The sequence below is a fragment of the Labrenzia sp. CP4 genome, from assembly GCF_001579905.1.
GTDB lineage: Bacteria > Pseudomonadota > Alphaproteobacteria > Rhizobiales > Stappiaceae > Roseibium > Roseibium algicola.
The window spans coordinates 5,116,543-5,130,577 of record NZ_CP011927.1 but is presented as its reverse complement, the minus strand read 5'-3'; the positions used below and the strand labels follow the sequence as shown (position 1 = coordinate 5,130,577).

The 14,035-nt window shown below is 60.5% G+C and carries 11 protein-coding genes; 7 read left to right on the top strand and 4 right to left on the bottom strand.

Annotated features, from left to right (window positions below):
* Positions 1-291 precede the first annotated feature (291 nt).
* Positions 292-549 carry a hypothetical protein gene (locus tag ACP90_RS23500; protein ID WP_062490351.1) on the bottom strand — a complete coding sequence of 86 codons (258 nt, stop codon included), beginning with the start codon at positions 547-549 and terminating at the stop codon, positions 292-294.
* A 114-nt stretch (positions 550-663) separates the two neighbouring features.
* Between ACP90_RS23500 and ACP90_RS28830 the strand changes: the two genes are divergently transcribed.
* Positions 664-786 carry a hypothetical protein gene (locus ACP90_RS28830; RefSeq protein WP_268257695.1) on the top strand — a complete coding sequence of 41 codons (123 nt, stop codon included), beginning with the start codon at positions 664-666 and terminating at the stop codon, positions 784-786.
* Between the two features lie 31 nt (positions 787-817).
* Here ACP90_RS28830 and ACP90_RS23495 read toward each other — a convergent pair whose 3' ends face one another.
* Complete coding sequence (locus tag ACP90_RS23495; protein ID WP_062491916.1) at positions 818-1,738, bottom strand: LysR family transcriptional regulator; 921 nt, start codon at positions 1,736-1,738, stop codon at positions 818-820.
* Positions 1,739-1,860: 122 nt separating this feature from the next.
* On the opposite strand from ACP90_RS23495, the gene ACP90_RS23490 reads away from it, so the two are divergent.
* On the top strand, positions 1,861-3,123 hold the full coding sequence (locus ACP90_RS23490) for a urate hydroxylase PuuD (protein ID WP_055657666.1): 1,263 nt from the start codon (positions 1,861-1,863) through the stop codon (positions 3,121-3,123).
* A gap of 125 nt (positions 3,124-3,248) precedes the next feature.
* Here ACP90_RS23490 and ACP90_RS23485 read toward each other — a convergent pair whose 3' ends face one another.
* A complete protein-coding gene (locus ACP90_RS23485; RefSeq protein ID WP_062490350.1) occupies positions 3,249-5,978 on the bottom strand; it encodes a bifunctional acetate--CoA ligase family protein/GNAT family N-acetyltransferase in 2,730 nt (909 codons plus the stop codon).
* A 251-nt stretch (positions 5,979-6,229) separates the two neighbouring features.
* Positions 6,230-7,063 (bottom strand): universal stress protein, encoded by an 834-nt coding sequence (locus ACP90_RS23480; protein ID WP_055657672.1) that lies wholly within the window; start codon positions 7,061-7,063, stop codon positions 6,230-6,232.
* Positions 7,064-7,218: 155 nt separating this feature from the next.
* Here ACP90_RS23480 and ACP90_RS23475 point away from each other — a divergent pair, with 155 nt between their 5' ends.
* From ACP90_RS23475 to ACP90_RS23455, 5 genes are all read left to right on the top strand, one after another.
* Positions 7,219-9,027 (top strand): ATP-binding protein, encoded by a 1,809-nt coding sequence (locus ACP90_RS23475; protein WP_062490348.1) that lies wholly within the window; start codon positions 7,219-7,221, stop codon positions 9,025-9,027.
* Positions 9,024-10,418 carry a sigma-54 dependent transcriptional regulator gene (locus ACP90_RS23470; RefSeq protein ID WP_062490346.1) on the top strand — a complete coding sequence of 465 codons (1,395 nt, stop codon included), beginning with the start codon at positions 9,024-9,026 and terminating at the stop codon, positions 10,416-10,418. Before ACP90_RS23475 ends, ACP90_RS23470 begins: the two co-directional genes overlap by 4 nt.
* A 440-nt stretch (positions 10,419-10,858) precedes the next feature.
* Positions 10,859-11,875: a C4-dicarboxylate TRAP transporter substrate-binding protein gene (locus tag ACP90_RS23465; RefSeq protein WP_023002122.1), complete on the top strand. Its 1,017-nt coding sequence runs from the start codon at positions 10,859-10,861 to the stop codon at positions 11,873-11,875.
* Between the two features lie 76 nt (positions 11,876-11,951).
* Positions 11,952-12,596 carry a TRAP transporter small permease gene (locus ACP90_RS23460; RefSeq protein WP_023002121.1) on the top strand — a complete coding sequence of 215 codons (645 nt, stop codon included), beginning with the start codon at positions 11,952-11,954 and terminating at the stop codon, positions 12,594-12,596.
* Positions 12,593-13,963 carry a TRAP transporter large permease gene (locus ACP90_RS23455; RefSeq protein WP_023002120.1) on the top strand — a complete coding sequence of 457 codons (1,371 nt, stop codon included), beginning with the start codon at positions 12,593-12,595 and terminating at the stop codon, positions 13,961-13,963. Before ACP90_RS23460 ends, ACP90_RS23455 begins: the two co-directional genes overlap by 4 nt.
* Positions 13,964-14,035 lie beyond the last annotated feature (72 nt).

Sequence of the window (14,035 nt, the reverse complement as noted above, 5' to 3'; positions counted from 1 at the left end):
CTGTTGCCGGACAGGTTTTGGGATACCTTGCCAACCGCGCAGACGTTTCGTTTGCCATAGCCGGCAGTGCCGTTTTCGTTCAAGCCCCGCCCCCCAAGGCCGTCACCCCGGACAAGCGCAGCGCAGATCCGGGGCCTACTCGCAGGGACAGCTCGCTGAAGCGGGCGCATTGAGAACCACGCCTGAATTCTGGAAATGAGCAGACCTCGGGTCTCGCGTTGCTCGCCCGGGGGGACTTCAAAGGGATTAGCACCGGGGTATGTTTGCGTCTGAGGACTTGCTGGCAAGTACTCAAGTTACGCAAAGCGACGGCAGCAGCACCGTTGCACACTCCAGCCTGTGGCTTCTGCCTCCCGATGTGAAGGTTATGGTTTCGGCCTGCGTCTTGCCTTCAACGGCAATTGCCGATGCGCCGGTGTAGCGGGGAACGCCCGCCTTCCGGATTTCTGCGAATAGTCCCAACCCCTTGGCAAGCAGCAGCCAGCCGCGCAACGCTCCGGTCAAATGCCGAAGCGCGGCCTGCCTGTCGGCGAATGTCTGTGTTTCCAACAGAGCCAGGGGGGCGTACCTGCCCGGCACATCTGGGCGGCGAACAGATAAAGCAGGGGACCACTTCCGGCCAGAACCGCCCGTTCGCACATGAGGCCGGAGTGCTTCCTCAACATGTCGCTGCTTACTCCGGCCAACCGGCCGCTTTCCCTGCTGGTGGAAAGCTTTGCTGAGGTCTTGCGTGCCGAGATCAAGGCACTCGTGGAGAGAGCCGCCGGTCTCCGGGATCTTCCTTGAGGTCTTGGTGAAGAGGCGAGACGGCTAACCCTCAGTGGGCGTTCGCCAGCTCCGCCAGTGACTTCTGGATATGCGCCACCATGAAATCCAGGAACAGGCGTACTTTCGGGTCCTGGCGGCGGCGGTGCGTGTAAAGGCAGGCCATCTGCACCGGGATTGGCGGTTCGTTTTCGAGCACCGGCACCAGTTTTCCCGAAGCCAGATAGTCGGCAACTTCAAATGTCGGTTTCAGCACGATGCCGTGGCCTTCCAGCGCCCAGCCGGTCAGGACATCGCCATGGTCGGATTCGAACGGGCCGGACACCGCGACGCGCTTGACGCCATTTTCCGTCTGCAGCGGCCACTGGAATTCCGGTGCACCGGGATAACGCATGTTGAGGCAGTCATGGCGGCCGGCGGCAAGCTCGTCGCTTGTTTTCGGGTTGCCCTTGCGGGCGAGATACTCCGGAGAGGCGCAAAGCAGTCGGTCGCAATCGGCGATCTTGCGGATCTTGAGATTGGAATCTTCCGGCAGGCCAAGGAAGAACGCGGCATCGAGACCTTCGCCCGTCAGGTCGACCTTGCGGTCGGACAGGCGCAGGCGAATGTCGATCAGCGGATTGGTTTCCTTGAATTTCGGGATCGCCGGGGCGATCAGCCGCTGGCCCATGCCGATGGGGGCGGCAACAAACAGCGTGCCGCGCGGTGAACGGGTGACATTGCTGATCTCCGCTTCTGCTTCTTCCACCGCCTCGATTATTTTTGTTGCACCGCGATAGAACAAGTTGCCATGCTCTGTCGGGCTAAGGGCTCGGGTGGTTCGCTGGAACAGGCGAACGTTCAGGTGCTCTTCCAGTTGGGACACCCGCGACGACGCGACGGCGGAGGAAATCCGCAGATCGCGTGCGGCGGCGGACATGTTGCCCAGCTCGTAAACGCGCAGAAAGGTTCGGATGTTTTCCAGATACGCCATGAGGATGTCCAACCGGGCCGGTTTATTGTTCCGATTTTTTTGAAACTGCTCGGAATTATCCCGAGATACCAGAAAATTCTTGCATGAGCTAGCTTGGGTCAAACGAATTTGGAGGGGAAGCAATGCTGGACATTGCCATCATTTGGGACTGGATCGCCTTTGCGGTTCGCTGGCTGCACGTGATTACGGCGATGGCCTGGATCGGCTCGTCGTTCTATTTCGTCGCGTTGGACCTTGGCCTGAAGAAAGCCCCGGACCTGCCCAAGGGTGCCCATGGCGAGGAATGGCAAGTCCACGGCGGCGGCTTCTATCACATCCGCAAGTTCCTGGTGGCCCCGGAAAACATGCCGGAACACTTGGTCTGGTTCAAATGGGAAAGCTATTCCACGTGGCTGTCCGGCGCGGCTCTCCTGATGGTCGTCTACTGGGTCGGCGGCGAGCTTTACCTGATCGATCCGGCAAAGGCCGATCTTGCCCTGTGGCAGGGTATCCTGATTTCCGCCGGTTCTCTGACCATCGGCTGGCTGGTTTATGACCGGCTGTGCAAGTCGAAGCTCGGCGAAAGCCCGACGCTGCTGATGCTGCTGCTGTTCGCGCTGCTGGTGGCCATGGGATACGGGTACAACGAGATCTTCACCGGCCGTGCCACCATGCTGCATCTCGGTGCCTTCACCGCGACGATCATGACCGCGAACGTGTTCTTCATCATCATTCCGAATCAGAAGATCGTGGTGGCGGACCTGAAGGCAGGGCGGACCCCGGACGCAAAATACGGCAAGATCGCCAAGCTGCGCTCCACCCACAACAACTACCTGACCCTGCCTGTCGTGTTCCTCATGCTGAGCAACCACTACCCGCTCGCCTTCGCCTCGGAATACAACTGGTTGATCGCTGCCCTTGTCTTCCTGATGGGGGTCACCATCCGGCATTACTTCAACACCAAGCACACGGGTGCTCCGGCACCGACCTGGACCTGGCTGGCAACGGCGATCCTGTTCGTCGCCATCATCCAGCTGTCCATGGCACCGCTCCAGCAGGATACCTGGGAAGCGTCGGATGCCCGTCCGTTGACGCAGACCGAACAGGTTTTCGCCAATGCGGAAGGCATCGATGATGTCATGAACATCATTCCCGGCCGCTGCGGCATGTGCCACGCCCGCGAACCCTTCTACGAAGGCATCCACTGGGCACCCAAGGGCCTGCATCTGGAAACCAAGGCAGACGTCGTGCGCGCCGCAAAGCAGATCTACCTCCAGGCCGGCGTCACCAACGCCATGCCGCCCGCCAACGTCTCCTTCATGGAAGAAGACGAGCGCAAGAAGATCATCGAATGGTACAAGAACGCTCGCGGACAGCTGTCTTTCGGTATGGCCGCAACGCACTGAGCATCTACAGATGAACCACCCGGGACGCTCCTCCTCGCGGGGAGCGTTTTTGTTTGGGGCAACGTCCATGTGGGCGTGCTGACAGGCAAACGGAAACCAGATGCGTTGCGGACTGCGCAACGCGTTCAGATTTGTTCCGGAACTTCCGCCACAGGCAGCGTCACGAGTGCTATGCCGGGATCGTCCGGAGAAGTGCCGACGGAAAAGCCGAGCGACTGGCACATGGAGATCATCGAGGTGTTTTCCTTCAGAACCTCGCCCTTGATGACCTCGATGCCGTCTTCCCTAGCGTAGCGAATGAGCAGTTTCATCAAGGTCCAGCCGAGGCCCTGTCCCTTCAGGTCGGAGCGGACCATGATCGCGTATTCGCCGGTTTGATGGTCGGGATCCGCGTGCAGGCGGACGACGCCGAGCAAGCTGCTGTCTTTGGGTTCGATGGCAGCAAAGGCGATTGCGCGGGCATAGTCGAGCTGCGTCAACCGGGACAGGAACCTGTGGCTGAAATCGCGCACAGGTGCAAAGAACCTTAGGCGCAGGTCTTCGGGCGTTACCTGCTCGAAAAACGTCTTGAAAAGGTCCTCGTCCTCCGGGCGTACGGGCCGGATGAAGATCTCGTGCCCATCCTTCAACTCAAGTGTCTGTTCCCATTCCTGGGGATAGGGGGCGATGGCCAGGCGGGAACTGCCGGCACGGCCCGGTCGCTTTTCCGGATGGCATAACGTCATGCGGGCATCGAGCCCGATAAGCCCGCTCGGCAGGGCAACCAGCGGGTTGATGTCGAGTTCCTGTATCTCGGGAATATCGATGGTGATCTGAGAGAGTTTCACCAGCGCCTGGGCAAGGGCAGCCTTGTCGAGGGCTGGGCGCGCCGGTCCGCCATCCAGAAGCCTGGCAATTCGTGTGCGGGAAATCAGTGCTTCTGCCAGATTGAGATCCAGCGGCGGCAATTCCAGCGCGACGTCTTCGCTTTCCTCGATTGCGGTACCACCATGGCCGAAAACCAGGACCGGGCCGAAGTCCTGTGTTTCGGCAACACCCATATAAAGTTCCATCCCGTGCCGGTCTTCCAGCATCGGATGAATGGAGAGCCCGGCGATCCGGGCGTCGGGGTAGTCCCGTCTGGTCTTTTCGATCAGTTCTTGTGCCGCGTGACGGACGGCTTCAGGGCTTTCCAGCCCCAGCCGCACACCATCGATGCGCGACTTGAACGGCAGATCCGGCGAAATCAGCTTGGCAACGCAATGAGCCGCGGTCTTGAAGAAAGACTCCGACAGCTTGCCGGCTTCCTCTGGTGTTGTCGCCATGGCGGTTGCCATGATCGGCAGATCATATGCTTCCAGAACGGAGACCACTTCCGGCGGGCTGAGCCAGGTGCGGTCTTCCTGAAGCGCCGCTGTGACAATGCCGCGTACCCGCGCAACATCGGGCGAAAACGTGCTAGGCAGGCTGGTCGGGGCCGCCATAAGGAATTCGCGCGCCTGCGCATCATGCGCCAGATGCATCAGGCTGCGGGCGGCCTCGGCCGGGCTGGCATAGTTCGGGATGCGCGCTTCGGAAAGGGCTGCACGCGTTGCCCCATCACCACCGATAAGACCGGCGACAAGGGCCTTGCGCCGCCCGGTGCGTCGCCTGTCCAGCGCCGCCGCATCGGCAATTGCCTTTGCGATGGCCGACAAGGGCTGGAAGGCACTGGCAGCCTGAAGCACGACGGCACCATCCACATTCGGGTCTTTCAACACCGTGACGATTGCCTCGGTGATCTGTTCCGGTGTCACGTTCTCCTTCAGGATTACCGAACCATCGGCAGCGGGTGTCACCGACAGGCCGGCATGGCTCCGGCTGGTGTCTTCAAGAGCTGTTCGAGTTTCGGTGCTAAGCTCGGCGAAGGATCCACCCAGATCCATCAGCCTGTCGACGGCAAGACTGGCAAGACTGCGACCGTTCGCAATGACGGCAAGCTTGTCGCAGCGCGGAACGCGAATGTGGGAGAGGGTTTCCAGTGCCTCGAACATCTCGTCAAGATCATGCACCCGCAAAAGGCCGGTGCGGCGAAACACGGTCTCATAAACCCTGTCAGTCCGCGCGAGACGCCCGGCGTGGGTTCTGCCCGAGCCGCCTGTATCCCGGCTCTTGCCGGAGCGGATCACGATCACCGGCTTGCTGCGGGCAGCTGCCCTCGCGGCGGAAATGAACTTTCGCGGGACTGCGATGCCTTCCAGGTGAAGCACGATCGCACGGGTATGATAGTCCTGCGCGAAATAGTCGATCAGGTCGCTGATATCGACATCCATCCGCGCGCCGAGAGAAACGACAGCGGAAAATCCGGTGTTGTGGGTCTTCGCCCAGGAAAGCGTTGCATTGAGCACGGCACCGGAACGAGCGAAAAACGCGACTTCCCCCTTTTCGGGGCGCTCCGCGCTGAGGAGTGCGTTAAGTCCCCTGGCGGGAACGGCAAGGCCAAGCGTGCCTGGTCCGATAAGTCGCAAGTTGGTCGCCTGCGCGGCTTCGCGGCACTCCTGAAGCAACTCTTCAGACCAGGTTTCAAAGCCGGGCGAAGGGATAAGCACGGCCTTGGTTCCACCAGCAGCAAGGATCCGGATCTTTTCCGGCAGCGCTTCCGCTTTGGCGAGATAAATTGCCAGATCCGGCATTTTCTCCAGATCGGCCAGCCGAGCGACCTTTCGGCCTTTGAAAGGGACATCCTCATCGATCCCGACGAGCGTTACCGGATGGCCGGCCTCGATATCCTGCAGGCAGGAAATCAACTTGCTGGTCAGGACGCCCGGATGCCTGCAAGGGCCGATAATGGCTATCGATCCTGGCGCAAAGAAACCGTCGAGGTTGCGAATGGTCATGAGATCGATCCTTTGAAAAGCTCCGCAAGGAACGAGGCGTCTGAAACGAACCTAGGTCGCGCGTCGCAAAATTCACGAACAAGAAGCGAAAAACAACAGGGTGGTTGCAGACGAGCGTCCGGCCTTGCCGGTGTTTCGAGCCTGCAGTTTCATCATGTTTTCCGGTCAAAAAAAGCCCGCGGACCGGAGTGTGTCAGGTTCGCGGGCTTCATGCATCGCAAAATCTCGGCGATCGAGTGTGCGCCGGTGGCTTAATGGGCCATCAGAACCGGTACGGTCATGGCTTCCAGGATTTCCCGGGTTGCCCCGCCGAACAGGAATTCACGCATGCGGCTGTGGCCGTAACCGCCCATCACGACCAGATCGTTGCTGTTGTCGGAGACGTGGTTGAGCACCGTGTCGGCAATGCCGGCTTGCGGATTGGTGACAACCTCGACGGTGACATCCATGTTGTGGCGCGCCAGATAGTTGGCGACGTCGGCACCCGGTTGGCCGGTTGCTTTGGTGGCTTTCTTCTCGACAACCAGGACCGTGATCTTCTCCGCCTTTTCCAGAACGGGCAGAGCCGCATGGATGGCCCGTGTCGCGGTAGAGCTGCCGTCCCAGCCAACCAGCACATTCTTCGGCTGGAAGGATTTGCTGCCGATATAGGGCACAAGCAGAACCGGTACGCCGCTTTCAAACAGGACGGTCTCGATCAAGAGCTCACGCATCGGCTCCGGCTTGTCCGGATTGGCCTGACCGATGACCACCAGGTCTGTCGGGCGGCAATGAACCAGCACGTTTTCCAGGGGGCCGCCGGTGAGGATTTCCGCGAGCCTGCTTTCGCTCTTCACACCTGCCAGACGGGCCAGCTCGTCGAATTCCTTCTTGGCCTCGGTGGCCGCGGCAACCGCCTGTTCGTGCGCTGCCTGCAAATAGTCGACCGGCATCGGCGCAGCCGCGAATGCGGGAACGACCGGCTCGAACGACACCGCCAGTCCGGTGACATGGGCATCGTAGTTTCGGCCGAATTCCAGGGCGTATTTGGCGGCCGGCTGGTCACCTGCGAGATCCAGAACGGTCAAAATATCTTTGATAGGCATATATCCCTCCTGCGGCCGGTATCATGTCATCGAACCAGCCTCGTTAAGAATCTATAGGTCTGAATGTGGTGAGTCCTTGACGCGCATCAATGTCACCAACTTGTTCTGATAGCCGGCCGGGTGGCGGGAATGAAAAAAATGCGCAATATGGAGCCATGTCAAACCGCTGGCTCTATCTGGCCCTGCCACCGTTCCTGCTCGTGGCTGTCGCCTTCATGCTGGTTCAGCTCTTCATGGAGCTGGATGAGGACAGCGTTGACAGGAAGGCCGCCGAGCGGCTGACGCTTTATCGCCAGACGATTTTGGGCGAATACCAGAAGTACCGCTATCTGCCTTACATGATTGCGCGGGATCCCCGCGCAACGTCAGCGCTTGGCCTTGGCCAGCCATCGGAAAGCGCCAATCGGTTCCTGCAGGAAATGGCCGAAAATTCAGGCGTGGATCTGCTCTATGTCATGAATGCCGAAGGCACGACCCTGGCGTCCAGCAACTGGCAGGAAGACTTGTCGCTGGTCGGCCGAAACTACGGTTTCCGGCCTTATTTTTCAGCCGCCATTGAAGGCGAGGAAGGTCGCTTCTTTGCAATCGGCGCGACCTCGGACGAGCCGGGCCTGTTCCTGGCACGGCCGACGCCGGTCAGCGGCAAGCCGGTTGGTGTGGCTGTGGTCAAGGTGGACATGGGCCCCCTGGAAGAAGCCTGGGCCGAAGGTGGTGAGACCGTCTTTGCCTCTGACGACAATGGCGTGATTTTTCTGTCGAGCCAGCCCGATTGGCGCTACCGGACGTTGACGACGCTGCCGCAGGAGGTGCGCCAGATGATCGAGGCAACGCGCCAGTATGCCGGGCGGGAATTGTCCCCGGTCAGCGATAGTCTGGACCAGGAAAGACAGCAGCTCGTCATCGACGGCAAGAACTACCGGCACAATTCGGCGGATGTCGGCCTGCTTGGCTGGACCTTGCATTTCCTGGTCCCGGTGGAAGAGACCCGCAAGAGCGTGCTGCCGATCTGGGCGGCAACCATTTCGCTCTGCCTTGTATATGCGGTCATTGTCCTTGTACTGCGCGGTCGGCGTCTGCGCCAGGCCTCCGCGTTGCTGCGTCAGGAATCGGCCGGACTGAAAGAGCTGAACACCCGTCTGGTGGAGGAGATTCAGGAACGGCGGCGCGTTGAAAAAGAGCTTCTGGAAGCACAGCGCGGCCTTGCCCGTTCGAGCCGTCTGGCGGCTGTGGGCGAGATGTCCGCGGCAGTCGTGCACGAACTCAGCCAGCCGCTTGCGGCCTTGCGCATGTTCGTTGCCGGAACACGCAAGTTTCTGGAAAAGGGCGACACGGAAACCGCCTCGGAAAACCTTGACGAAATCGATTCCCTGCAGATGCGCATGGCCAGCCTCACGCAGGAACTGAAGCGCTTTGCGCGGCCCGGTGAAAGCCGTATCGAGAAGATTGACCTGACAGAAAGTGTCCGGACCGCTGAAAAGATCGTACGGCCCCGGTTTGAAGAGACCGGCTGCCTTTTGAAACTAGACCTTCCATCCGATCCGCTGGAGGCGGAAACCGCTCCGCTCAGGATAGAGCAGATCCTGGTCAATCTCTTGCGCAACGGTGCCGATGCAACGGCGGGCGAAGAAGCCGGTGAAGTCAAACTGCACGCGGATCGACAAGGGACAGAGCTGGTGCTGGCAATTTCCGATAACGGCCCCGGCATCCCGGAGGACCTGAAGGAACGGATCTTCGACCCGTTCTTTTCCACCAAGACCAGCAGCGGGGGTATGGGGCTCGGCCTTGCCATATCGATGCGGCTCGCGGAGGACCTGGGCGGCAGCTTGTCGGTGCGCGCAAATACCCCCAAGGGTGCTGTGTTTGAATTGCGTCTGCCTGCCTTGTCCGGCGAGAAAGCCAGTGAAAGAGCCAGTAACAGCGCCTCCGGCACCAGGACCGAACGGGAACCAGAAGCCGCAGAATGACCGACCTTTCCCAGAAGATTCCAGTTCTCATCGTCGACGACGATCCGTCCATGCGTGCGGCTCTGCGGCAATGGATAAGACTTGCAGGTTTTGAAACCCATGAAGTTGCAACGGCAGGTCAGGCGCTTGCCAGATTGTCCGCCGAATTCCGGGGTTGCGTCGTTTCGGATGTGATGCTGGACGGGGAAGACGGCGTCTCGCTTCTGCGCAAGATCGGGGCGCTCGACGCGGATCTTCCAGTGGTGCTGATTACCGGTCACGGCGATGTGCCGATGGCGGTCGAGGCGATGCGGGCCGGGGCCTATGACTTTGTCGAAAAGCCGTTCGATCCAGATCTGATTGCCGACGTGGTTCGCCGGGCGTGTGACAGGCGTGCACTTGTTCTGGAGAACCGTTCGCTGCGCACGCAATTGCTCGATAGCGCGGGTCTGGAAAGCCGCCTGATCGGCAATAGCCCCGCCATGCAGGCCCTGCGCCAGCAGATCCTGCATTTTGCTGCAACGGATGCTGCGGTTCTCATTACCGGTGAAACCGGCACAGGCAAGGAAGTGATTGCCCAGGCTCTGCATGATTTCAGCCCGCGCAAGGACGGGCCGTTCATGGCGATCAACGCGGCAGCCCTGCCGGAGGCCATGGTGGAAGCGGAGCTGTTCGGCCATGAGGCCGGCGCTTTCACCGGTGCAGACAAGCAAAGGACAGGAAGGATCGAGGCGGCAAGTGGCGGCGTCCTGTTTCTGGACGAGATCGTCTCCATGCCGCTGGCGTTGCAGCCGAAGCTGTTGCGCGTGCTGCAGGAGAAAAAGGTAGACCGTATCGGCGGCACAAGACCCGTCGATGTCGATATCCGTCTGGTCAGCGCCGCCAATGTCGACCCCAGGGAAGCAGTGCGCAGCGGACGGCTGCGCGAGGACCTGCTCTTCCGGCTGAATACGATTGAACTGCGGGTGCCGCCACTGCGCGAGCGAGGCCGTGATGCGCTCCTGTTGTTCGACACGTTCCTGAACCGCTTCGCCGCCCAGTATGGTCTGGATGCCCCGGCCACAAGCGCCCGCGACGAGGCTTTCCTGCAGACCTATGGCTGGCCGGGAAACGTCCGGGAGCTGCGCAATGCCGCCGAGCGCTTCGTGCTCAACGCACCGGTCACGCCGCAGCCGCTGGAAGAACTGGTGACCGGCCAGCGGGAAACGGGACCGGTTCCCGTTGGAGGTGGCCTGAAGGAACTGATGGACGCCTATGAGCGCAACCTGATCGAAGGTGCCTTGCGTCGTCACGGTGGGCGGATGGCCGACGTGATGCAGGAACTCAACCTGCCGCGGCGAACGCTCAACGAAAAAATGACCCGCCTCGGCCTCAGCCGCGATCAGGCGAATGCCGAGACTGTTGAGGGATAGGCATTCTTGAGAGCATTCACCCGAGCGATGCCCCAACATCCGGCGTCATCCTGGGGAAGCGCGTGAGCGTTGTCTCGAAGGACGGGCCGTTTGCTCCCGAGTGCGTTGCGCATCCTTCGATACGGACCTGATGGTCCTCCTCAAGATGGAGGTAATCGGGAAATGAGACGGCAGTTCGAAGCAGGTAGACAAGCTCCCCAGATCACCCCGAACCGGCGGAAATCCGCCGAGGGTATCGGGCTATCGGCAAGATCTTGCCGAGCTGCACTGCAGCAAATGGAGGGTAGGGCGGAAAGAAGCATCGATTTCCTGCCGGAAAGTGTTGCCAGCAAGAACTGGCACGGGTCATGCTACAGGCTCATCGACTTGGCACGGGTTTGTGCGCGGAGGTGTTCAGGCCGAGCTGTCAAGGAAATGAGCAAACGTCTTGGGAGGATTGCATGCTCTTTTCACTGAAATCCGCAACCGCTGTATCCGCGGCTGCGCTGTCTCTGGTATTCGCCACCGAAACCTTCGCCGCCGACGTAACCTGGAACGTGTCGCTCTGGGGCAAGCGCCGCGCGTTTACCGAGCATGTCGAAAAGCTGGCCGAAGAAGTGGCCGCAAAGACCGACGGCAAGTTCGAAATCAAACTGCAGTACGGTGAAGCCCTGTCGAAGTCTCGCGAGAATCTCGACGGCATTTCCTTCGGTGCGTTCGAAATGGCGCAGATCTGCGCCTCCTATCACCCGGACAAGAACCCGAGCTTGACGGTTCTGGAACTGCCGTTCCTGGGCGTGAAGGACCTTGACCAGGAAATCAAGGTATCGATGAAGCTCTATGAGCATCCCGCCGTGAAGGAAGACCTTGGCCGCTGGAACGCTCAGGCTCTGATGCCTTCGCCGATGCCGCAGTACAACTTTGCTGGCAAGGGCGATGTGCCGAGCTCGATTTCCGACTTTGACGGCATGCGCGTGCGTGCCCTTGGCGGCATCGGCCAGTTGATGGAATCTGTCGGCGCGGTGCCGACCTCCGTGACCGCTTCGGAAACCTATCAGGCGATTGATTCCGGCACGGTGGCGGCTGCCAGCTTCGCACCGCATGCGCATCTGTCGTTCAAGGTGGTTGAAGTCGCCAACTGGTGGACCAAGAACCTGAACCCGGGAACCGTGCAGTGCCCGGTGATCGTGAACATCGACGCCTATAACGCACTTCCGGACGACTTCAAGGCAGCTCTCGACAGCTCGGTTGAGCCAGCCCTGGCGCATTACCTGGAGACCTATGACAAGGTCTACGAAAAGTGGTGGCCGGAACTGGAAAGCCGTGGTGTGACGCAAGTCGAGTTCTCCGATGCCGAACTGGCTGCATTTGCCGAAAAGGCCGGTCCGATCCAGGCCGCCTGGGTGGAAGAGCAGTCCGCCAACGGTCTGCCGGCGCAGGACATCCTGGACATGGTCAAGTCGACCCTCGCGGAATAAGCCCGGCAAGCCTGGACTGTTTCACACTCTTCCCGGTGCGACCTGCGCCGGGAAGCCAATGCTCGGGGCTTAACTCATGAACACAATCGATCCCGGAGGACGTTCCGTTTCGGAGCGCCCGGTCACCTATATCCGCTTTGACGGCTGGCTAGCTCACGTCGAGAATGCCTTCAACCTGTTTGCCGCAGGAGCCATCCTGGCCTTGATGCTGCTGGCTGTCCTTCAGGTTGTCGGCCGCCTGGGCTTCAACACCCCGGTACCCGGCTTCATCGACATCACCGAACAGGCAATGGCCATCTTCGCCTTCGCCGGTATTGCCTATTGCCAACGCGTCGGGGGCCATATCCGGATGGAGATCGTGCTCGGCCGGCTCAGCGGCCGGACGCTTTACATCTGCGAAATGCTGGGTGTCATCCTGATCGCCTTCACGGTCGCGCTCCTGATCTGGGGCTCCTGGTACCATTTCGACCGGTCCTGGACGATCGGCGACAGCACCATGGATATCCGCCTGCCGACCTGGCCGTCCAAGCTGATGGTTCCGGTCGCGCTCAGTCTCCTGTTCCTGCGCCTGTGCATGCAGATCTACGGGTACGCTCGTCTGGTCGTGAACCCGTCTCGTGAAGCCTATTGCGTGCCGATGATCGAGGGTGTCGAGGAACACGCCAAACACGAGATCGAAGAAGCCTTTGGCGATGACGTGGAAGAAGGAGGCGCGCGATGACGCCGTTTGAAGTTGGCCTCCTGATGACCGGCGTCCTGCTGGTCCTCGTCGTCCTGGGTGTGCGTGTGGCTTTTGCCGCGGCCTTTACGGGACTGGTCGGCCTTATCGTGCTGTTCTCCCTGAAAATGGGATTCTCGAAAGGCTTCTTCGTGGCCTTGCAGATGGCCGGCACGATCCCGCATTCCAAGTCGGTCACCTATGCCCTGTCGGTGCTGCCGACATTCATTCTGATCGGCTTCCTGGCTTTCTACGCCGGGTTTACCAAGCAGCTTTTCGAAGCGGCAAAGCGCTGGCTGGGCTGGCTGCCGGGCGGCATGGCCGTGGGCACGGTGTTCTCCACTGCCGGTTTCGCAGCCGTATCAGGTGCATCGGTGGCAACAGCCGCGGTCTTTGCGCGTGTCGCCATTCCCGAAATGCTGGCCGCCGGATATTCCAAACGACTGTCGGCTGCCGTCGTTGCTGCCGGTGGCACGCTGGCCTCGCTCATCCCGCCGTCCGCAATTCTGGTGATCTACGCCATTCTGGTGGAACAGTCGGTCGGCAAGCTCTTGATCGCCGGTTTCCTGCCGGGCGTGTTCTCGGCATTGATCTACGTCGGCATCATCGTGGCCGTTGCCGCCTGGCGCGGCGATGCACCACCGGTAGGCGGCTTTACCTGGAAAGAGCGCTTTGAAAGCGTGCCCGGAACCCTGCCGATCATCGCCGTCGTCGCGATCATCTTCTGTTCGTTCTTCTTCGGTCTGGCCACCCCGACCGAAGCCGGTTCGCTCGGAGCCTTCGTGGTGCTGGTCGTTGCGTTCATGAAAGGCATGCGGACCAAGCAGCTCGGCCAGGCCTTGCACGAGACCGCGAAACTGACGGTGATGATCTTCACCCTGATCTGGGGCGTGCTTGTCTACGTGCGGTTCCTGGGTTTTGCCGGCCTGCCGGACGCCTTCAAGGACTTCATCGTCGCCCTGGATTATTCGCCCTGGGTGGTGATGGTCTGCATCCTCTTGGCTTACGCCGTTCTCGGCATGTTCATGGATGCGATCGGGATGCTCATCCTCACGCTGCCGGTGGTCTATCCTGCGGTGATGGCGCTGAACGGCGGTGAAGGCGTGTCGGCTGCCGACAGTGCGTTCGGAATGTCGGGTGAGGCCTGCTCGATCTGGTTCGGCATTCTGGTGGTGAAGATGGCGGAACTCTGTCTGATCACCCCACCGATCGGGTTGAACTGTTTCGTTGTCTCGGGAGTTCGGCCGGATATTCCGGTGCAGGAAGTCTTCCGCGGCTGCGTACCGTTCTTCGTCGCGGACGTCCTGACCATCGCAGGCCTCTTGGCATTCCCCTCGATCATCACCATCCTGCCCGAGCTGATGGCCTGACGGGAAAGCCGAATTCAAGAAAACAAAACGCCGCCGGAAGGTCTTTCCGGCGGCGTTTTTTGTTGCTGGCCG